This is a genomic window from Nocardia amikacinitolerans (genome assembly GCF_900215415.1).
GTDB classification, from domain to species: Bacteria; Actinomycetota; Actinomycetes; order Mycobacteriales; family Mycobacteriaceae; genus Nocardia; species Nocardia amikacinitolerans.
This window is the reverse complement of the sequence record NZ_OBEG01000001.1, coordinates 926,924-947,417: the sequence shown is the minus strand read 5'-3', so window position 1 is coordinate 947,417 and position 20,494 is coordinate 926,924. Positions and strand designations below refer to the sequence as shown.

General features: G+C 67.6%; 13 protein-coding genes, 1 pseudogene and 2 riboswitches. Of the genes and pseudogenes, 9 read left to right on the top strand and 5 right to left on the bottom strand.

The genetic code is table 11. From position 1 onward, the window contains the following. Positions 1 to 54: 54 nt before the first annotated feature. The gene (locus tag CRP45_RS04450) at positions 55 to 609 is read right to left on the bottom strand and encodes a TerD family protein (protein ID WP_245909889.1); all 555 of its coding nucleotides are present in this window, start codon (positions 607 to 609) and stop codon (positions 55 to 57) included. 497 nt (positions 610 to 1,106) lie between these two features. Here CRP45_RS04450 and nhaA point away from each other — a divergent pair, with 497 nt between their 5' ends. The 3 genes and pseudogenes from nhaA to CRP45_RS04435 all read left to right on the top strand — a co-directional run bounded on the left by nhaA (position 1,107) and on the right by CRP45_RS04435 (position 4,526). Beyond that, complete coding sequence (gene nhaA, locus CRP45_RS04445) at positions 1,107 to 2,420, top strand: Na+/H+ antiporter NhaA (protein ID WP_097243893.1); 1,314 nt, start codon at positions 1,107 to 1,109, stop codon at positions 2,418 to 2,420. A 110-nt stretch (positions 2,421 to 2,530) separates the two neighbouring features. Next, positions 2,531 to 2,645: riboswitch (cobalamin riboswitch) on the top strand. Positions 2,646 to 2,835: 190 nt separating this feature from the next. Further along, a pseudogene (locus CRP45_RS04440) lies at positions 2,836 to 3,673 on the top strand (methylenetetrahydrofolate reductase). A gap of 190 nt (positions 3,674 to 3,863) precedes the next feature. Further along, the gene (locus tag CRP45_RS04435; protein ID WP_245909887.1) at positions 3,864 to 4,526 is read left to right on the top strand and encodes a class I SAM-dependent methyltransferase; all 663 of its coding nucleotides are present in this window, start codon (positions 3,864 to 3,866) and stop codon (positions 4,524 to 4,526) included. Positions 4,527 to 4,568: 42 nt separating this feature from the next. On the opposite strand, the gene CRP45_RS04430 is transcribed toward CRP45_RS04435, so the two are convergent. Further along, complete coding sequence (locus CRP45_RS04430) at positions 4,569 to 5,993, bottom strand: short-chain fatty acyl-CoA regulator family protein (protein WP_097243891.1); 1,425 nt, start codon at positions 5,991 to 5,993, stop codon at positions 4,569 to 4,571. 155 nt (positions 5,994 to 6,148) lie between these two features. Here CRP45_RS04430 and prpD point away from each other — a divergent pair, with 155 nt between their 5' ends. The 5 genes from prpD to glyA all read left to right on the top strand — a co-directional run bounded on the left by prpD (position 6,149) and on the right by glyA (position 15,070). Then, complete coding sequence (gene prpD, locus CRP45_RS04425) at positions 6,149 to 7,651, top strand: 2-methylcitrate dehydratase PrpD (protein WP_097244561.1); 1,503 nt, start codon at positions 6,149 to 6,151, stop codon at positions 7,649 to 7,651. Continuing rightward, a complete protein-coding gene (prpB, locus tag CRP45_RS04420; protein WP_097243890.1) occupies positions 7,651 to 8,565 on the top strand; it encodes a methylisocitrate lyase in 915 nt (304 codons plus the stop codon). The genes prpD and prpB overlap by 1 nt, the downstream gene beginning before the upstream one ends. Before the next feature lie 2 nt (positions 8,566 to 8,567). Then, positions 8,568 to 9,689 carry a bifunctional 2-methylcitrate synthase/citrate synthase gene (locus tag CRP45_RS04415; protein ID WP_097244560.1) on the top strand — a complete coding sequence of 374 codons (1,122 nt, stop codon included), beginning with the start codon at positions 8,568 to 8,570 and terminating at the stop codon, positions 9,687 to 9,689. Positions 9,690 to 9,801: 112 nt separating this feature from the next. Further along, complete coding sequence (locus CRP45_RS04410; RefSeq protein WP_097243889.1) at positions 9,802 to 13,185, top strand: pyruvate carboxylase; 3,384 nt, start codon at positions 9,802 to 9,804, stop codon at positions 13,183 to 13,185. 242 nt (positions 13,186 to 13,427) lie between these two features. Beyond that, positions 13,428 to 13,631, top strand: a riboswitch (cobalamin riboswitch). Between the two features lie 137 nt (positions 13,632 to 13,768). Then, a complete protein-coding gene (gene glyA / locus CRP45_RS04405; RefSeq protein ID WP_097243888.1) occupies positions 13,769 to 15,070 on the top strand; it encodes a serine hydroxymethyltransferase in 1,302 nt (433 codons plus the stop codon). 705 nt (positions 15,071 to 15,775) lie between these two features. On the opposite strand, the gene CRP45_RS04400 is transcribed toward glyA, so the two are convergent. Next, complete coding sequence (locus tag CRP45_RS04400; protein ID WP_097243887.1) at positions 15,776 to 15,964, bottom strand: Lsr2 dimerization domain-containing protein; 189 nt, start codon at positions 15,962 to 15,964, stop codon at positions 15,776 to 15,778. 716 nt (positions 15,965 to 16,680) lie between these two features. Here CRP45_RS04400 and CRP45_RS04395 point away from each other — a divergent pair. Next, positions 16,681 to 17,904 carry an MFS transporter gene (locus CRP45_RS04395; protein ID WP_097243886.1) on the top strand — a complete coding sequence of 408 codons (1,224 nt, stop codon included), beginning with the start codon at positions 16,681 to 16,683 and terminating at the stop codon, positions 17,902 to 17,904. A gap of 63 nt (positions 17,905 to 17,967) precedes the next feature. Here CRP45_RS04395 and CRP45_RS04390 read toward each other — a convergent pair whose 3' ends face one another. Both CRP45_RS04390 and CRP45_RS04385 read right to left on the bottom strand, forming a co-directional pair. Then, positions 17,968 to 19,443: an aldehyde dehydrogenase family protein gene (locus tag CRP45_RS04390; RefSeq protein ID WP_097243885.1), complete on the bottom strand. Its 1,476-nt coding sequence runs from the start codon at positions 19,441 to 19,443 to the stop codon at positions 17,968 to 17,970. A gap of 33 nt (positions 19,444 to 19,476) precedes the next feature. Beyond that, the gene (locus CRP45_RS04385; RefSeq protein WP_097243884.1) at positions 19,477 to 20,493 is read right to left on the bottom strand and encodes an alcohol dehydrogenase catalytic domain-containing protein; all 1,017 of its coding nucleotides are present in this window, start codon (positions 20,491 to 20,493) and stop codon (positions 19,477 to 19,479) included. Between the last annotated feature and the right edge of the window lies 1 nt (position 20,494).

Sequence of the window (20,494 nt, the reverse complement as noted above, 5' to 3'; positions counted from 1 at the left end):
AACGAAGCGAGTCCGCCCGAGCGGCGGTTGCCGGTCGATGTCGCCTCGACTGGATCAGATCTCGGATCGGGACAAGTAGGGCGCGATCGCGGGAACCGCCTCGACTGGATGACCGGCCGCGAGGCCCCGCTCGATTCGCCGATAGCTCCACACCCGATCGCCGCGGTGCAGCACACCCATCAACAACGCGGTGACCGGACCGGCTTCGCCCAGGTCGTAGCGGGACAGCTCCGCGTCGGTGGTGCCGTCGACCAGACGGCAGAACGCGTTGTCGATCCGGTCGAAGCTCTGCCCGGTGTAGCAGCTCACCAGCAGCGCGATCGCGGTCACGTGGGGCGACAGCCGGGTCAACTCGAGGGTGATGACCTCGTTGTCGCCCTTGCCCTCGCCGGTCGCGCTGTCGCCGTGATGACGCACCGCGCCATCGCGAGAACTCAACTGCTCGTGATAGACCACGTCGACCAAGGACCGGTCGGCATACAGCAGCGCTGCGGCGTTGAGATCGATGTCCTTGCTTCGAACGCCGAACCGGGAACGCCGGGCCGGATCCCATCCCACCGCCATCTTCACGTACTCCACCGCGAGGCCATCGCCGCTGCGAAGCTCCACCGGAAACCCTCCCCCACTTCCGTCCGCTTCACCACACCGTCGAAGCAGGCTGTCCACACCGTAACCCGTGCCACCTGCGAGCCGCGGCGATTCATCGGATTGCGGGCTGCGCGCTCAATACCAGCGCCGATGACCTTCCTCGGCACACCTTGTGGACGCATCGACATGCCTGGCTTCGGGCGAGCGATCGCGTGTCCATAGCATGAGAGGACAGTTCTCGCCGGGTTTGCCTCGCCTGGACATTTGCGGCATCTTTACAGGTGGAGCGCCGGGAAGTCTGGTCGGCAGCCGGCCTGGAGGACCGGGTCGGTTCGTCCGGCGAGAGGTGCGCTCTGGTGATCGCGATTCATTCCGCGCTCGATCCCCCAGCCGGATCCGACAGACTCGGCCTTCGGCCCCGAGCACCCTGCCCCGTAGATCCCTACGCATCGGTTTTCGCTGTGGACCGCGAGTCGCAGCCTTCGGTCGCTTCGCAGGTCCGGACCTGAGAGGCATTCATGGCAGGGACGAGTTCGCCCGCACCACGACGACTGTTCACCCCCGGCAGCTGGCCGGAATCGCGCCGTATCGCTTCGGTCCTGCGCGAGGAAACCGTCGGCGGCGTCCTGCTGATCATCGCCGCGGCCGTCGGACTGATCTGGGCCAACACCCCCTGGTCCAGTGCCTACTACACCCTGCGCGACACCCGGATCGGGCCGGAAAGCCTGCACCTGAACCTCACACTGGGCTCTTGGGCCGCCGACGGGCTGCTCGCGATCTTCTTCTTCGTCGTCGGGCTCGAACTCAAACGCGAATTCGTGGCCGGAGACCTACGCGACCCACGCAGAGCCGCGCTGCCGGTCGTCGCCGCCATCGGCGGAATGCTCGGCCCCGCCGTGATTTTCGTGGCCATCAACCTCAGAACCGGCGGCGGCGCGCTCAACGGCTGGGCCATCCCCACCGCCACCGACATCGCCTTCGCCCTGGCCGTGCTCGCCGTCCTGAGCACCCACCTGCCGACCGCGCTACGCACCTTCCTGCTAACCCTCGCCGTCGTCGACGACCTGCTCGCGGTCACCGTCGTCGCCATCTTCTACACCGACGAACTGCACCTGAACTACCTCGGGCTCGCCGTCATCCCGTTCGCGGCCTTCGCACTCGCGGTCAACAAACGCCTGAGCACCTTCTGGATCCTCGTCCCGCTCGCCGTGCTCACCTGGTGGCTGATCCACCAATCCGGCGTTCACGCCACCGTCGCCGGAGCACTACTCGGATTCACCGTCCCCGTCGCCCGATCCGCCATCGGCGCCGGACCCGACACCGCCCGCAAAGGGCTCGCCGAACGCTTCGAACACCGCATCCGCCCGCTCTCGGCCGGATTCGCGGTGCCGGTCTTCGCGTTCTTCGCCGCCGGAGTCACCCTCGGCGGACTCACCGGCCTGGCCCAGGCCCTCGACGACCCAATCACCGTCGGGATCATCGTGGGCCTGGTCGCGGGCAAGCTGGCCGGCATCACCGCCACCACCTACCTGACCGCCAGACTCACCCGCGCCGAACTCGACGAAGACCTGCGCTGGATCGACGTCGCCGGAGTCGGACTGCTCGGCGGCATCGGCTTCACCGTCTCACTGCTTATCGGCGAACTCGCTTACACCGATGCCACACTGCGCGGCGACCACGTCCGCATCGGCGTCCTGCTGGGTACCCTCGCCGCCGCAGCGCTCGCCGCGATCCTGCTGCGCATGCGCAACCGCACCTACCGACTGATCGCCGAACACGAAACACGCGACGACAACCACGACGGCGTCCCAGACCTCTACCAAAAGCCGTAGCCGAGGCTCGGCTCCGGCGAAACGACCTGATCAGACGCAGCGAGACCGCTCTCCGAGGCGACGGTAGTGCTGGTTCCGCCACCTCTCGGACGCGCGCGTCGTGCGTCGTGCGCGGATGAGAATCCGGGACTGTCCCGCAGCGGTGAGCGTGAACGACAGCCGTCAACTACGCACTGGGCCTGGCCTGGGAAGCGACGGCCGGTAGGCACGCCCGGGAGCTGCGCAATCTGGTCGCGGCCGCTCAGTCCCTGCGCTGAGCTCAGTGCTCACCGGCCGTGTGAGTGGTGGCGCGCCGGTGTGTTCCGACACGGAACACACCGGCCGCCTTCGCCTCTCGGCCTCCCACCTATCCCACGAGGCAAGCATGCATTCCCTTTCCGATCCGGAGCGTCGGACGACAGGCCGTCCCGCCCGGATGTCACCGATCGTGTCCGGCGTGGCGTCGGTCGTGCAGAGCCTGCGCACCCATTCCGGTACGCGGGTGCCGTTCTCGGTGGAGTTCAATCCGCCGCGCGATGCCGCCGGGGAAGCTTGCGCAGCAGACCACCCTGCTGCCGGTCGCGCACCTGACCGCGGTCGGCCACAGCGTCGCCGAATTGCGCGCGCTCGTCGGCTCGTACGCCGACTGCGGAATCCGCAACATCCTCGTACTGCGCGGTGATCCGCCGGGCGATCCGCTCGGTGAATGGCACAAGCATCCCGACGGCGTCGAGTACGCCGACGAATTGGTGCGGATCGTGCGCGATCTCGGTGATTTCAATGTCGGGGTGGCTTCCTTCCCGCAGGGCCATCACCGCTCCACCGACCTGGACACCGACACCGCCTTCCTCATCGCGAAACTCCGCGCCGGAGCGGACTATTCGATCACCCAGATGTTCTTCGACGCCGAGCACTACCTGCGGTTGCGCGATCGGGCGGTGCGGGCCGATCCGATCGAGGGCGGCAAGCCGATCATCCCGGAGCTTATGCCGATCACCTCGCTGCGCACCGTGCGGCGCGCGGTGGAGTTGTCGGGCCGGGAACTGCCGAAGGCGGTGCTGGACCGCTTGCACAAGGCGGCGGGCGACGGCCCGGAGGAGAACCGCGCCGCGGTGCGCGCCGCCGGTATCGAGATCGCCACCGAGATGGCGCAGCGGCTCGTCGACGAGGGCGCTCCCTGCCTGCATTTCATCACGCTCAATTTCGCCAAGGCGACTACCGAGGTGCTGACCAACCTCGGCTACGAAGTCACCGCCGCACCACTGAGCGCCTGAGCGGCCACCGCGCGGCCGCGACCGCTCGTTTCGCCGAATCGCACGGCATCGCCGATAGGATCGGCCCCGCCTCGCCGGGTGGGCGAGCCTCGATTCGGTGGAGGGAGTGCGCATGGACTGGGAGGCGTGGCAGCGGAGCTGGGATCGGCAGCAGGAGCTGTACCTGCCCGACCGCGAGGAACGCTTCCGGGTGCTGCTCGACGTGGTGGAGGCGTCGGCGGGGAAGTCACCGCGCGTGCTCGACCTGGCGTGCGGGACCGGAACCATCAGCCGCCGGCTCTTCGCCCGGCTGCCGGAGGCGAGCTCGGTGGCGGTCGATCGTGATCCCACGCTGCTGGCGGTGGCGCGGGGATCGTTCGACGGTGATCCCCGCATCTCGTTCGTGGTCGCCGACCTCGAGGAACCGGGGTGGACGCGGCAGCTGCCGTCCGAGCCGTTCGACGCCGTGCTGACCGCGACCGCCACGCATTGGATGCCGGCCGATGCCCTGGCCCGGCTGTACGCCGATTTGCGACCCTTGCTGCGTCCGGGCGGGGTACTCGTCAACGCCGACCACATGCCCGATCCACGCACGCCGATGCTGAACGCCTTGGATGAGATCATCCAACGCGCTCACCAGGAGCGGGCTCGGGCCGACGGCGCCCGTGACTGGGACCAATGGTGGGCGGACATCGCCGCCGATCCGGAGCTTGCCGACGAAACCGCCGCCAGCCGCGCCATTTTCGAAGGCAGGAAACCGGGGGTGCCCCAGCCGCTCGCTTGGCATCTGGACCGGCTCGCCGAGGCCGGATTCACCGAAGCCGGTGTGGCCTGGCGATCTATCACCGATGCGGTGGTCGTGGCCATTCGGTGACAACGGGCATCCTCCCGAGCGCGGACGTCCGACGACCTGGGGTCAGCTCGCTGTCGTCGGTACGTAAGGGATGTTCTGGGAACTGTTGTCGTCCACGCGGATCGGGCGACCCAGTTGCGGAAAGGCGCGTTGCGCGCAGTCCGTGCGCTCGCAGACCTTGCAGCCCGCGCCGATCGGCACCGCGGTGCGCGGGTCGTCGATGGGCAGCCCGTGCGAGTAGACGAGCTTGCCGGCGTAGGCCAGGTCGCAACCGAGGCCGATAGCGAAATCCCTTTTCGGAGACAAATATCCGGGAGTCTTCTCGTCGGTGGTGCGGGCCAGCCACAGGTAATTGCGCCCATCGGGCATCTGCGCGATCTGGGTGCGGATGCTGCCCGGGGTGGAGAACGCCTCGTGCACCACCCACAGCGGGCAGCTGCCGCCCACCCGGGAGAAGTGAAAGGCGGTGGCGGACTGGCGTTTAGAGATGTTTCCGGCACGGTCGGTGCGGACGAAGAAGAACGGCACGCCCCGCTTGCCGGGACGCTGCAAGGTCGACAGCCGATGGCAGACGGTCTCGAAACCGACCTCGAACTTCGCCGCCAGCAATTCGATGTCGTAACGCAGCGTTTCGGCCGCGTCCCAGAACTGGGTGTAGGGCAGGATCAGCGCTCCGGCGAAATAGTTGGCCAGCCCGATGCGCAGCAGACCGCGCGACTGCTCTGGCACGGTATCCGCGTCGTCGATCAGGTCGGCGATGACCTCGGCCTGAGTGAGGAAGGCCAGCTGCGTGGCCAGCTGGAACGCGCGCTGCCCGGCGGTCAGCCGCCGCGCCAGGGTCAGCACGTTCCCGTTCGGATCGTAGACCCGTTTGGGGCCAGGATGATCGGGATCGTCGGTGCGTATCGCCACCGCGATCCCGTGCTGTTCGCGCAGCACCCGGGTCAACTGCAGGTCCAGCCCGCCAAGGCTCAACCCGTTGCGGGCGAACAGCTCCTCGGCGGCGAGGTCGAGTTCGGGAATGTGGTTGCGCCGGTCGTAGAAGTAGTCCCGGACGTCCTCGTAGGGCATCGCGGAAGCGGAATCCGGTGTGGCGCCTTCGATTCCGGCCGACACTCGTTCCATCTGCTCGGTAGCGCCGCGCAAGCGCCGATGCAAGCCGACCAGCAGACGCGCGGCCGCGGGCACTCGGGCCACCAAATCGTCCATCTCGGCGGTGGTGATGCTCGCGCCGTCGGGGTCCTCGGCGAACACATCCTGCAGGTCGGCGATGAGCCGGGCGTCGGTGTCGGCGGCGAAGAAGCCCATGTCGAGGTCGTAGCGCGCATTGAGACGCAGCAGCACCGGCACGGTCAGCGGACGTTGATCGTGCTCCAGCTGATTGATGTAGCTGACCGATAGCCCCAGCTCCTTGGCCAGCGCCGACTGCGAGAGCCCACGCTGTTCCCGAAGCGTGCGCAATCGTGCACCCGCGTACATCTTCTGCATGCGTAGCAGTCTAGCAACCTCGAATTCCACAACTTTTACAATTTCACAAATCCATTTCCACAAAATTAGGCATTTGCGGGGCATTTCCCTTGGGAATGGGGCTGTGTAGCGTGCGAAATGCATCGGTGAAATACGACTTCTTGGAGGCTTCGACCGTGAAGAACCATCTCGTCCGCACCTACCGTTCTGCGGAGCACTTTCCCCGTGAGGAGCACCTCGCGTGGAAGATCGCCGAGGTGGCCGCGGATGCCGTGGAGGTTGCTGCGGATACCGAAGAGATGATCGTCAACCGGATCATCGACAACGCGGCCGTCGCCGCGGCTTCGGTCACCCGCCGCCCGGTGGCCAATGCGCGCGCTCAGGCGCAGGCTCATCCGTACCAGCCGGGCGCGACCGTTTTCGGCGTCGGTGGCACGTACTCCCCGGAGTGGGCGGCCTGGGCCAACGGGGTCGCGGTGCGCGAGCTCGACTTCCACGACACCTTTCTGGCCGCGGAGTACTCGCATCCGGGTGACAACATCCCCGCGATCCTTGCCGTCGCCCAGCACACCGGTCGCAGCGGTCGTGACCTGATCAGGGGCCTGGCGACGGGCTACGAGATCCAGGTAGACCTGGTACGCGGAATCTGCCTGCACGAGCACAAGATCGACCATGTCGCCCATCTGGGTCCCTCGGCCGCGGCCGGTATCGGCACGCTGCTCGGCCTCGACACCGAGACCATCTATCAGGCGGTCGGCCAGGCGTTGCACACCACCACGGCCACCCGGCAGTCGCGCAAGGGCGAGATCTCGAGCTGGAAGGCCTACGCGCCCGCGTTCGCCGGAAAGATGGCCGTCGAGGCGGTCGACCGTGCGCTGCGCGGCGAGGGCGCGCCGTCGCCGATCTGGGAGGGCGAGGACGGTGTGATCGCCTGGCTGCTCGGCGGTCCGGACAAGGAATACACCGTGCCGCTGCCCAGCCCGGGCGAGGCCAAGCGCGCCATTCTGGACACCTACACCAAGGAGCACTCCGCCGAGTACCAGAGCCAGGCTCCGATCGACCTGGCGCGGCGCATGCGCGAGCGGATCGGCGATCTGGATCAGATCGCCTCGATCGTGCTGCACACCAGCCACCACACGCACGTGGTGATCGGCACCGGGTCCAACGACCCGCAGAAGTTCGACCCGAAGGCCTCGCGCGAGACCCTGGACCACTCGGTCATGTACATCTTCGCGGTGGCCCTGCAGGACGGCACCTGGCACCACGAGCGCTCCTACGCTCCGGAGCGGGCGCAGCGGCCCGACACCATCGAGCTGTGGAAGAAGATCTCCACCGCCGAGGATCCGGAGTGGACGCGCCGCTACCACTCGACCGATCCGAACGAGAAGGCGTTCGGCGCTCGGGCCGAGATCACCCTGAAGAGCGGTGAGGTCATCGTGGACGAGCTGGCGATCGCCGACGCCCATCCGCTCGGCGCGCGGCCCTTCGCCCGTGACCAGTACATCGCCAAGTTCCGCACCCTCGCCGAAGGCGTCATCGAGCCCACCGAACAGGACCGGTTCCTCGAGGTGGCCCAGCGCGCGGGTGAGCTGTCCGCGGGTGAGCTGTCGGAACTCACCTTCACCGTCTCGGCGGACGTGCTCGCCCGCGCGCCCAAGTCCCCGAAGGGTCTGTTCTGATGACCGGCCTGCTCGCCGCCGCCACCTCCGCCGCCGACAAGCGCGCGGCCTTCCGCGCCGGACTGTCCTCGGGTCGCATCCAGCGCCTCCCTGGCGCGTTCAATCCGCTGGTGGCCAAACTGATTCAGGAGATCGGTTTCGAAGGCGTCTACGTCTCGGGCGCGGTGCTCTCGGCGGATCTGGGGCTGCCCGATATCGGACTCACCACGCTCACCGAGGTGGCCGGGCGCGGTCAGCAGATCGCGCGGGTCACCGACCTGCCGGTACTCATCGACGCCGACACCGGATTCGGCGAACCCATGAGCGCCGCGCGCACCGTCACCATCATGGAGGACGCGGGCATCGCGGGTCTGCACCTCGAGGATCAGGTGAACCCGAAGCGGTGCGGCCATCTGGACGGCAAGGCCGTGGTGCCCGCCGACGAAATGGTGCGCCGCCTGCGGGCGGCTGTGTCGGCGAGGCGGGACCCGAATTTCGTGATCTGCGCGCGTACCGACGCCGCGGGGATCGAGGGCATCGACGCGGCCATCGACCGGGCCACGGCGTACGCGGACGCCGGTGCGGATCTGATCTTCACCGAGGCGCTGCACACCCCGGCCGATTTCGAGAAGTTCCGGGCCGCGGTCTCGATTCCCCTGCTGGCCAATATGACCGAGTTCGGCAAGTCCGAACTGATCTCGGCCGAGGTGCTGGAGTCTATCGGCTACAACGCCGTCATCTACCCGGTGACGACGCTGCGGCTGGCCATGTACGCCGCCGAGACCGGCCTGCGGGAGATCTTCGAGAAGGGCACGCAGGCCGGCCTGCTCGACCGGATGCAGCACCGTAGCCGTCTGTACGAGCTCCTGCGGTACCAGCGTTACAACGAATTCGATTCCGACATCTTCAATTTCACTCTGGGAAGGAACCAGTGATGGTGGAGACTGCGATACCGACCATCTACAAGGGTCTCGCCGGCGTCGTCGTCGACACCACCTCCATCTCCAAGGTGGTGCCGGAAACCAACTCCCTGACCTACCGCGGCTACGCGGTCCAGGATTTGGCGGCGAACTGTAGCTTCGAAGAGGTCGCCTACCTGCTCTGGTATGGCGAACTGCCGAACGACGCTCAGCTCGCGCTGTTCGTCCAGCGTGAACGTGCCGCGCGGCGGGCCGATCGTTCGCTTCTCGCGCTGATCGCGAAGATGCCGGACAACTGCCACCCGATGGACGTGGTGCGCACGGCGATCAGCTACCTGGGCGCGGAGGATCCGGCCGAGGACGACAACTCGCCGAAGGCCAACCTCGCCAAGGCACTGCGCATGATGGCGGTGCTGCCGACCATCGTGGCCGCCGACCATCGGCGTCGCCGGGGCTTGGATCCGATCGCGCCGCACTCGCACATGGGGTTCGCGGAGAACTTCCTGAACATGTGCTTCGGCAAGGTCCCGGCTCCGGAGCTGGTGAAGGCGTTCGAGGTGTCGCTGATCCTCTACGCCGAGCACAGCTTCAACGCCTCCACCTTCGCCGCCCGCGTGGTCACCTCCACGCTGTCGGACATCTACAGCGCGGTCACCGCCGCCATCGGCGCGCTCAAGGGGCCGCTGCACGGCGGGGCGAACGAGGCGGTCATGCACGACATGATCGAGATCGGCGATCCGGCGCTGGCCGAGCAGTGGATGCGCAACAAGCTGGCCAAGAAGGAAAAGGTCATGGGCTTCGGCCACCGGGTCTACAAGAACGGTGACTCCCGGGTGCCGACCATGAAGAAGGCGTTCTTGGACGTCGCCGCCGTGACCGACGGCGCCAAATGGGTGCAGATGTACGAGATCCTCGAGCGCACCATGAACGAGGCCACCGGCATCAAGCCGAACCTCGACTTCCCCACCGGCCCGGCGTATTACCTGCTCGGATTCGATATCGAGGTCTTCACCCCGATCTTCGTGATGAGCCGCATCACGGGTTGGACCGCCCACATCATCGAGCAGGGTGAATCCAACGCCCTGATCCGGCCGCTGAGCGAATACGTCGGCGTGCCACAGCGTTCCGTCGTCGCCTGACAGCCCCCGGCGCGCGACATTCCGCGACGGCCCGCACTCACCTGGTGCGGGCCGTTCCCCGTTCCGGCGACGTATCCGGTCGTCCAGTCCCGAATCAAGAGGTAGCCGCTCCATGTTCTCGAAAGTCCTGGTGGCCAATCGCGGCGAGATCGCCATTCGCGCCTTTCGCGCCGCCTATGAGCTCGGCTCGCAGACCGTCGCGGTCTTTCCCTACGAGGACCGCAACTCCCCGCACCGGCTCAAGGCCGACGAGTCCTATCAGATCGGCGAGGTCGGGCACCCCGTCCGCGCGTATCTTTCGGTAGGCGAAATCATCGCTGCCGCACGGGAATCCGGTGCGGACGCGGTGTACCCCGGCTACGGCTTCCTTTCGGAGAACCCGGACCTGGCCGCCGCGTGCGCCGCCGCGGGCATCACCTTCATCGGACCGTCGGCGCAGGTGCTGGAGCTGACCGGGAACAAGGCGCGCGCGATCGCCGCCGCGAAGTCCGCCGGCCTGCCGGTGCTGAAGTCCAGCGAGCCGTCCGCGGATGTGGACGCGCTGCTGGCCGCGGCCGAGTTCATGGAGTTCCCTGTCTTCGTCAAGGCGGTCGCCGGTGGCGGAGGTCGCGGCATGCGGCGGGTCACCGAGCCTGCACACCTGCGTGAGGCCATCGAGGCCGCTTCGCGTGAGGCCGAATCCGCGTTCGGCGATCCCACCGTGTTCCTCGAGCAGGCGGTGGTGAACCCGCGCCACATCGAGGTGCAGATCCTGGCCGACCAGCACGGCAACGTCATGCACCTGTTCGAGCGCGACTGTTCGGTGCAGCGTCGCCACCAGAAGGTGATCGAGCTGGCGCCCGCGCCGAACCTGGATCCTGCGCTGCGCGAACGCATCTGCGCCGACGCGGTGGCCTTTGCCCGCCAGATCGGCTACAGCTGCGCGGGCACCGTGGAGTTTCTGCTCGACGAGCGCGGCAACCACGTCTTCATCGAGATGAATCCGCGCATCCAGGTCGAGCACACGGTGACCGAGGAGATCACCGATGTCGACCTCGTGCAGTCGCAGCTGCGCATCGCGGCCGGCGAATCACTGGAAGACCTCGGGCTGAGCCAGGACTCCGTCACCATCCGTGGTGCGGCGCTGCAGTGCCGCATCACCACCGAGGACCCGGCCAACGGGTTCCGGCCGGACACCGGCCGCATCACCGGCTACCGCTCCCCTGGCGGTGCGGGCGTGCGCCTGGACGGGGGTGCGAATGTCGGCGCGGAGGTCGGCGCTTACTTCGACTCCATGCTTGTGAAGCTCACCTGCCGGGGCCGGGACTTCCCCACGGCGATCGCCCGCGCCCGCCGCGCGGTGACCGAGTTCCGTATCCGGGGTCTGGCGACCAATATCCCGTTCCTGCAAGCGGTTCTGGATGATCCGGCTTTCCGGGCCGGGCAGGTCACGACCTCGTTCATCGACGAGCGACCCGAACTGCTCACCCGGCACTCCTCGGCGGACCGAGCCTCCAAGATCCTCGACTACCTGGCCGACGTCACCGTCAACAAGCCGCACGGCAGCCGGCCGACCAAGGTCTATCCGCACGAGAAGCTGCCCGCCATCGATCTCGCCGTGCCGCCGCCACCGGGTACCCGTCAGCTGCTGCGGGAACGCGGGCCGGAGGGCTTCGCCCGCTGGCTGCGAGAACGCAAGGGGGTGGCGGTCACCGACACGACCTTCCGTGACGCGCACCAGTCGCTGCTTGCGACTCGGGTGCGCACCAGCGGCCTGCTGGCGGTGGCAGGGCATGTGGCGCGAATGACACCGGAGTTGCTGTCCATCGAATGCTGGGGCGGCGCAACCTATGACGTGGCGCTGCGGTTCCTCCACGAGGATCCATGGGAGCGGCTGGCCGCGTTGCGCGAGGCCGTGCCGAACATCAACCTGCAGATGCTGCTACGCGGCCGCAACACCGTCGGATACACGCCGTACCCCGAAAAGGTCACCCGCGCGTTCGTCTCCGAGGCCACCGCGACCGGCATAGACATCTTCCGCATCTTCGACGCCCTCAACAACGTCGACCAGATGCGGCCCGCGATCGACGCGGTGCGGGAAACCGGCACGGCCGTAGCCGAAGTCGCGCTCTCCTACACCGGTGATCTCGCCGATCCGCGCGAGGACCTCTACACCCTCGACTACTACCTGAAACTGGCGGAGCAGATCGTGGACGCCGGCGCCCACGTCCTCGCCATCAAGGACATGGCGGGCCTGCTGCGACCACCGGCCGCCCACACCCTGGTCACGGCGTTGCGGCGAGAGTTCGAGCTGCCCGTGCACGTGCACACCCACGACACTCCGGGCGGCCAGCTGGCCACCTACCTCGCCGCGTGGCAGGCCGGAGCGGACGCGGTCGACGGTGCGTCGGCGCCCATGGCGGGTACCACCTCTCAGCCCGCGCTGTCGGCGATCGTCGCGGCGGCGGCGCATTCGCCCTACGACACCGGGTTGGATCTGCAGAGCGTCTGCGATCTGGAGCCGTACTGGGAGGCGCTGCGAAAGGTCTACGCGCCCTTCGAGTCCGGGCTGCCGAGCCCGACGGGGCGCGTCTACCACCACGAGATCCCCGGTGGTCAGCTGTCGAACCTGCGTCAGCAGGCCATCTCCCTCGGCTTGGGCGACCAGTTCGAAGAGGTCGAGGCGAAATACGCCGCGGCAGACCGGCTCTTGGGCCGTTTGGTGAAGGTCACCCCGTCCTCGAAGGTGGTCGGCGACCTCGCGCTGGCCCTGGTCGGCAAGGGCGCGGATGTCGAGGAGTTCGCCACCGATCCGGCCGGCTTCGACGTGCCCGACTCGGTGATCGGATTCCTGCGGGGTGAGCTGGGCACCCCCGCAGGCGGCTGGCCTGAGCCTTTCCGCAGTCGGGCGCTGGCCGGTCGTGGACCCGCCAAGCCGGAAACCCAACTCACCGCCGACGACGAGGAAGGCTTGAACGGCACCTCCGCCCAGCGCCGCGCCACGCTGAATCGGCTGCTGTTTCCCGGACCGACCGCCGAATTCCTCGCCCACCGCGCGAAGTACGGCGACATCTCCCGGCTGTCCGCCAACCAGTTCTTCTACGGCCTGCGCCACGACGAGGAACATCGCGTGGAACTGGAGAAGGGCGTCACCCTGCTCATCGGACTGGAAGCGATCTCCGAGCCCGACGAACGCGGCATGCGCACCGTCGTCTGCGTGCTCAACGGCCAACTGCGCCAGGTCGTGGTGCGAGACCGCACCGTCGCCGACAAGATCCCGGTGGCCGAGAAGGCGAACCCCGCCGATCCGGGCCAGCTCGCGGCCCCGTTCTCCGGTGTCGTCACCGTCGTGGCCGCGGTCGGCGACCGAGTCAGCGCAGGCGACACGGTGGCCACGATCGAGGCCATGAAGATGGAGGCCGCCATCACCGCTCCCCGCGACGGAGTGATCGAACGGATCGCGATCGGAGCCATCCAGCAGGTCGACGGCGGTGATCTGCTGCTGGTGATCGCCTGACCACCCAGGCCACCGCGGCCGCGATGATGCACGCCGGGCACCGGGTCCTTCTCGGTCGGGACTGATCCGGTGCCCTCGGCGACATCCTCGGCATTCCCCCGATCCGGGCAGGTGTCTTGCCGGATGGCTCGGGAGCCGTCCTCGAAACCCGGATGCGGGTGTGCTGTCGCTTGCGTCGTATGCTCTTCGGCGCAGCTGGTTCGCCGGTGATCGCGATGTCGGGAGCCCCCGCAGGTCGCCGGTGTCGAAGCCTCGCACTGCGGTCACGTGGTCGGGGCGAAGAGGGAACCCGGTGGGATTCCGGGACTGTCCCGCAGCGGTGAGCAGGAACGAACGCCGTCACAGGCACTGGATGCTGCGCGTCCGGGAAGCGACGGCCACTAGGACGACTCCGATCGTGGTCGGCGCCTGCGAGTCCGAAGACCTGCCCGTTGCGCCGGACGCGCCGCGTCCGGCGGTCGCCGCCTCGTGGATTGGGCGCAGCACCGACAGCCCTGGACCACGCGCGCGCTGGGACGGGCTCGATCAGGTCTGCGTGCAGTAGGGCGTCGGCTATCTCGATGCCAGCCAACGGAGTTCACCTGTGGTCACCCCAAGCCTTCGATCCACCTCGCTTACCCGCTCCCTGACCGAACTCGATCCCGAGGTCGCCGCCGCGGTGACGGGCGAGCTCGCGCGCCAGCGCGACACCCTGGAAATGATCGCCTCGGAGAACTTCGTGCCGCGCGCGGTGCTGCAGGCGCAGGGCAGCGTGCTGACCAACAAGTACGCCGAGGGCTACCCGGGCCGCCGCTACTACGGCGGCTGCGAGCACGTCGACGTCGTCGAGGATCTCGCCCGCGCCCGCGTCACCGAGCTATTCGGCGCGGATTACGCGAATGTGCAGCCGCATTCGGGTGCGCAGGCCAATGCCGCGGTGCTCATGGCGCTGATGAACCCGGGCGAACGCCTGCTCGGCCTGGATCTCGCGCACGGCGGCCACCTGACGCACGGCATGCGGCTGAACTTCTCCGGCAAGTTGTACGGCGTGCAGACGTACCGGGTCAGCGAACGAAATCACCTGATCGATATGGACGAGGTGCGCAAGATCGCCCGCAATACGGCACCGAAGGTGATCGTTGCCGGCTGGTCGGCCTACCCGCGGCACCAGGACTTCGCCGCGTTCCGCGAGATCGCCGACGAGGTGGGCGCCTACCTGTGGGTGGACATGGCGCACTTCGCCGGTCTGGTCGCCGCCGGTCTGCACCCCTCTCCGGTGCCCTACGCCGACGTCGTGTCCTCCACCGTGCACAAGACCCTCGGCGGTCCGCGTTCCGGTCTGATCCTGGCCAAGCAGGAGTTCGCCAAGAAGCTGAACAGCTCGGTGTTCCCCGGCCAGCAGGGCGGTCCGCTCATGCACGCCATCGCCGCCAAGGCCGTGGCTTTCAAGATCGCAGGCACCCCGGAGTTCAAGGAGCGTCAGGAACGCACCCTGTCCGGCGCCAAGATCATCGCCGAACGTCTGACCCAGGCCGACGCCCAAGCCAAGGGCATCACCGTGCTCACCGGCGGCACCGATGTGCACCTCGTCCTTGTCGACCTGCGCAACTCGCAGCTGGACGGTCAACAGGGTGAGGACCTCCTGCACGAGATCGGAATCACGGTGAACCGCAACGCCGTTCCGTTCGACCCGCGCCCGCCGATGGTCACCTCCGGCCTGCGCATCGGCACCCCGGCGCTAGCCACCCGCGGCTTCGGCGACGCCGAGTTCACCGAGGTCGCCGACATCATCGCCACCGCGCTGACCGGCTCCACCGACCTGGACTCCCTGCGCGGGCGGGTCTCCAAGCTGGCCCAGTCCTTCCCGCTCTACCCGGGGATGGAGGACTGGAACCTGCTCGGCTGAGCATGTGCCGGGAAAGGGTTGCCCGCACGACCGGCAGGCGAGGTCGCGACACGACGTGGCCGCCGGCCACCGGGTGCCGTTCGTCCTCACGTATCGAAGATCGTATCTGGCTTGCCCAGATCTGCTAACGCCGAACGGGCGATCGCCGAGACCGAGAATTCCCGGTTCGTTTTGTCGGGTCACAGGCGGTGGAGTTCAACAGCGGTGATTTCCTCCGGATCGGAGGCGGCGGGTCGAGCGCGTTTCGTGTGGTCGCGGTTGGTGTCCAAGGCGACGTCCGACGGGCACCGCCGCGGTGAAGTGGGCTCAGGTGGATGGCTCGTGCTGCCTTCACCTCCACATACGGCATCGGCCCCGGCAACCGTAGTTGCCGGGGCCGATCTGCACTGGTGTCCGGAGGGGGACACATGCGCTAACCACAGAAATTCACCTGCGGAAACGATGATCGAGCACGCAATTCGCCGCCGTGCGCCGCGCCGCGAATCCTGTAATGCGGTCGGTCTCGGCGCGGCCGGCGGCCCCTCGGCCAGTCACGCATGCCGGAGCAGCTCCGCTCACGGGCCGATGCATTTGAGGAACAGAGGTGCCGCGGTCCTGGCGATTGGCGTGGGGCCGCAGCGATGGCACTGTGCGGAGGGCGTCGCGCTGGCGCCGACCACCGTTGCCGGCCACGTCGACAGCCGCATCGCACCCCCGGCGACACCGCTACTGCGCAACCGCCGGGGCCGACCGATCTCCCGCGGCCGCTACCACCAACTCTGGCAACCGAGCTGCGTCTTCCTGGGACAGGTCGATCTCGTAACCGACACCATCCACCGCAAACGACACCGTCTCCGCCGCTTGCGAACGACCGTCGAAATCACCGACAACCGTCACCACAACCTTGCGCGCCACGCTGACACCCCGCTCCGAACTCGATGGGTCCGCTGCCACCGCCCCGCCCCACTCGGCCTTCGACTGGCCCGGCTGGACGGTCGAGTCAGCCCGCCACCTTCACATCACCGTCGAATACGACTCCCCCATTGAGCTTTTCGCCCCCGGAGGCGGTCTCCTGCCTGTCGAGCTGAGGATTTGAACCTGCGACCACTTGGCGAGCATTCCGGTTCCCTCAATCGTGCTCGACAGTTTCCAACACTGCCTGTTATCAACATCTTTCGCGAAGCTGGCCGGCCCGACAGTTCTCACGAATTCGCATTGGGTCCGGTCAAAACTGCGGAGTTTCCGTGACGCGCTTCAGCTCAGCCCGATCCGCTTGGCAATGACTCGCACGGTGCCGTGGCCACGGGTATATCCCGCTCGTGCGGGGAGCACTTCGTTCACAGGAGCCCTCCACGAGCCGTCCCGCACCGGCACAACGGAGTCGTGCCCACAGGTCCGACGTCGAGGCGCTTCTCGTTCGCCTACTGCGCCGACCGTGTGACGGCGATCATGTGAACCAGCACACGAAAACATGAATATAATATATGATGCGTAACACATTAAAATGCTGATGTGATCTCGCCGACTGTTCGAAGGGCACACCCGTGACACAACTCGCACACGAGCAAACCTCGACCTCTGGACCGCCACCCACTGCCGGCGCCGGGATAACGGGATGGGGGCTGACCGGGATGTTGGTGGTGCTGTACACCCTCAACGCGTCCGACAAGGCGGTGTTCGGCCTCATCGCACAACCGCTGCGGGAGGATCTGGGTCTGAGCGCCTCGCAGATCGGATTCACGGGCAGTTTGTTCTTCCTCGCGTTCACCATCGGGGGCTTCCTGGCCGGCCCGATCAACAAGCTCCTGGCACTGCGCTGGGCGATCGCCCTGATCGCGGTGCTCTGGGGGGTGGTCATGTTGCCGCTGGTGATCTGGGCGACCTTCGCGGTCCTGCTGCTGAGCCGGATGCTGCTCGGCTTCACCGAGGGACCGACCTCGGCGCTGCTGCACACCGCCGCGTACTCGTGGCATCCGCCCGCCAGGCGTGGATTACCGAGCGGGCTCATCCTCACCGGCAGCATGCTGGCCAAAATGGCCGTGGTCCCCCTGCTGGCACTGATCATCGCCGGCTACGGGTGGCGCGCGGCGATCATCGTGCTGGCCGCGGCGACTGCGCTCTGGTGCCTACCGTGGCTGCTGACCTGGCGGCCCGGCCCGCATCCGGTGGGTGGCAAGCACGGTGCGCCGGAGGACGCGACCACCGAGGCCTCGGTGCCGTGGCGGCGGCTGCTCACGTCGAAGACGTTCCTCTCCGCAGTGGTCGTCGCGATCTGCGCCTACGCGTTGATGTCGGTCGTCTTGACCTGGCTGCCTTCGTATTTCGAGCAGGGCCTCGGCTTCTCGCGACTGGAGTCGGGCACCCTGTTCGCCGCGCCGAGCTTCGTCGGGATCGCCACCCTGGTCGGCGGTTCGTGGCTCAGCGACCGGGGTGTGAGTCGTGGACTGTCGACCCGGCTGGTGCGGGTGATCGTGCCCTGCGTCGGCGTGATGGTCGCGGGGGTGCTGTTGCTGAGTCTGCCGATGCTCGGGTCGCCGGTGCTGGCGGTGGCGGCGGTGTCGGTGGCATACGGACTCGTCGTGGCGATCTTCCCCCTGCTCAACGCCGCGGTGATCGCGACAGGTCCGCCGCACCAGACCGCGGGTGTCATCGGCGCGTTCTTCGCGCTGCAGGCGATCGGCGGCATCGTGGGCCCGTGGGCGATGGGGATCGTCGTCGACGCGTCGGCGACGAAGGTCGACGGCTACACCGCCGCCTTCCAGTGCCTCGGCGTGATCGGCGCGGTCGCGGCGGTCGCGGCGCTGTTCCTCGCCGACCCGATGCGTGATCGTGAGCGCCTGCGCACGACTCGCTGATCCACCGAGACGTGACAGTGGCCGGGAGACGACGTCGTCTCCCGGCCACTGGCGTCCTGCGCCTCAGCCCAGGTTCATGTAGACGGCCTTGGGGTAGAGGTAGCTCTCCACGTGTTCACGGCCGCCCTTCCAGCCGTAGCCACTCATCTTGGTTCCGCCGAAGCCCACGGACGGGTCGAGGACGCCGTAGCAGTTGACCCAGACGGTGCCGGCGGTGATGCCCCGTGAAACCTTGTGTGCTGTATCGAGATCTGTGGTCCAGACACCGCCCGCCAACCCGTACGGCGTCGCGTTGGCCAGACGCAGCGCCTCGTCCATCTCGTCGAATGGGATCACCGTCGCCACGGGGCCGAAAATCTCCTCCTGGGCGATGGTCATCTCGTTGGTGGCGGAGGCGAACACGGTGGGTTCGACGAAGTATCCCGAAGCCTGGTCACCGTCGAGCCGCTTGCCGCCGCTGACCAGCTCGGCCTCACCGGATCCGATGTCGATGTAGTTCAGCACGCGGTCGAGCTGGCGTTGTGAGATCAGCGGGCCCAGTTGGGTATTCGGGTCCAGGCCGTCGCCCACGCGGATGGTCTTGGTGAATTCCGCCATCCGCGAGACGAATTCGTCGTGGATCGGGCGCTGCACGAAGATCCGCGTGCCCGCTACACACACCTGGCCGCTGTTGGTGTAGACGCCCATCGCCGCCCCCGGCACCGCTCGGTCCAGATCGGCGTCGGCGAAGACGATGTCGGGTGACTTGCCGCCGAGTTCGAGTTGCAGGCGCTTCATGTTCCCGGCCGAGGCCCGCACGATGGTCTGTGCGGTGCCCACCGAGCCGGTGAACGCGATCCGGTCGACCCCGGGATGCTCGGCCAGTGCCGCGCCGGCGTCCTTGCCGTAGCCGGTCACCACGTTGACCACGCCGTCGGGAACCCCGGCCTCGGTGAGTAATTCGGCCACCCGCAGCACCGACAGCGACGCGTCCTCGGCGGGCTTGAGCACGGCGGTGCAGCCGGTCGCCAGGGCCGGGCCGAAGATCCACCACAGGCCGATGAGCGGACCGTTCCAGGGGATGATCCCGCCGACCACGCCGACAGGTTCGCGGTAGCGCAGGGTCAGGAAATCACCGGGCAGCGAGTTCGGCGGTGTGCTGGCCGTGGCCACGTCGACCTGCGAGGCGAAGAACTGCAGCACCTGCGAGGTCCACTCTTTCAGGCCGCGGGTCCTGGCCAGCGGGGCGCCCATGTCCAGGGTCTCGATGGTGGCGAGTTCCTCGAAGTTCTCGAGAACCAGGTCGTGGACGCGCAGGATCAGCGAGCGACGCTGGTGCGGGGTCCAGCGTCTCCATTCCCCTTCGAACGCGGTGCGCGCGGCCGCGACGGCGGCGTCCACGTCGGCGGCACCGCTGGCGGCGATGGTCCCCATGGTGGCGCCGGTGGCGGGATTGACGACGTCGATGGTCTCGCCCGACGCGGCGGGCACCCAGCGTCCGCCGATCAGGTTGTGTTTGGCCGTGCCGACGAAGGTGGGCCCCGGATGGGTGGTGGTCATAGGTCTCTCCGAATCAGCGTAAGGGCGTGGCGGTCAGTCGAACAGGAAGACGCCCTTGCCCGCGTCCTGCCGGTCGAACCACCGGTAGGCCTCTTCGGCTTGATCGATGGTCCAGGTGTGCGAATACAGCTCGTCGACCGGAAGCTGGTGGGCCACCACGTAATCGGCGCAGCGGGCTTGTTCGATCGTCGACATGGTCCAAGAGGTCATCAGCGTCCACTGGTTCTTGTAGACGGCCTGAGTCGTGAATTCGACGTGACCGGGCAGGCCGATGAACACGGCCCGGCCGAAGGTGCCGAGCACGGCGAGGGCGTCCTCGCCGGCCCGTCCCGAGGTCTCCAGCACGACTTCGGCCTTGCGGCCGCCGGTGTGTTCGGCGACGACCTCGGCCACGGACTGCTCGCGGGAATTGACGACGATGTCGGCACCGAAGCGTTCGCTCTCGGCGAGCCTGCGGTCGTCGACGTCGACCGCGATCACCCGGGCGCCCATGGAGGCGGCGAACATCGTCGCCGAAAGGCCAACGGGACCTTGCCCGAAGACCACCGTGGTGGTGTCCGCGACGCCACCGACCCGCTTGATCGCACCCCATGCCGTGCCGGTGCCGCACCCGATGGCCGCGCCCGCCTTGAACGACAGTCCTTCCGGCATCGGCAGCAGGGCGGCCACCGGCACCAGGGCGAAGGACGTGTGACCGCCGTTGACGTGCACCGCCATGGTCTTGCCTGGCGCGGTCTCACACATCTGCGGCCAGCCCGCCCGACAGCGGCGACAGGTGTTGCAGCCGAAGTAGTGGTGGATCATCACGCGATCACCGACCGCGAAGCGGGCCGGGTCGACGCCCTCGCCCACCGCGTACACCTCACCGCACGGTTCGTGGCCCTGGATCACCGCTCGGTCGAATTCGAAAGCGCCGTGGTAGAAGTGCAGATCGGATCCGCACATCCCCGAAGCGCGGATCTTCACCACGACTTCGCCGTAGCCCGCTTCGGGCTCGGGGAAGTCCTTCAGCACGGTGGTCCCGTCTCCCGGGAACAAGATCCCCTTCATC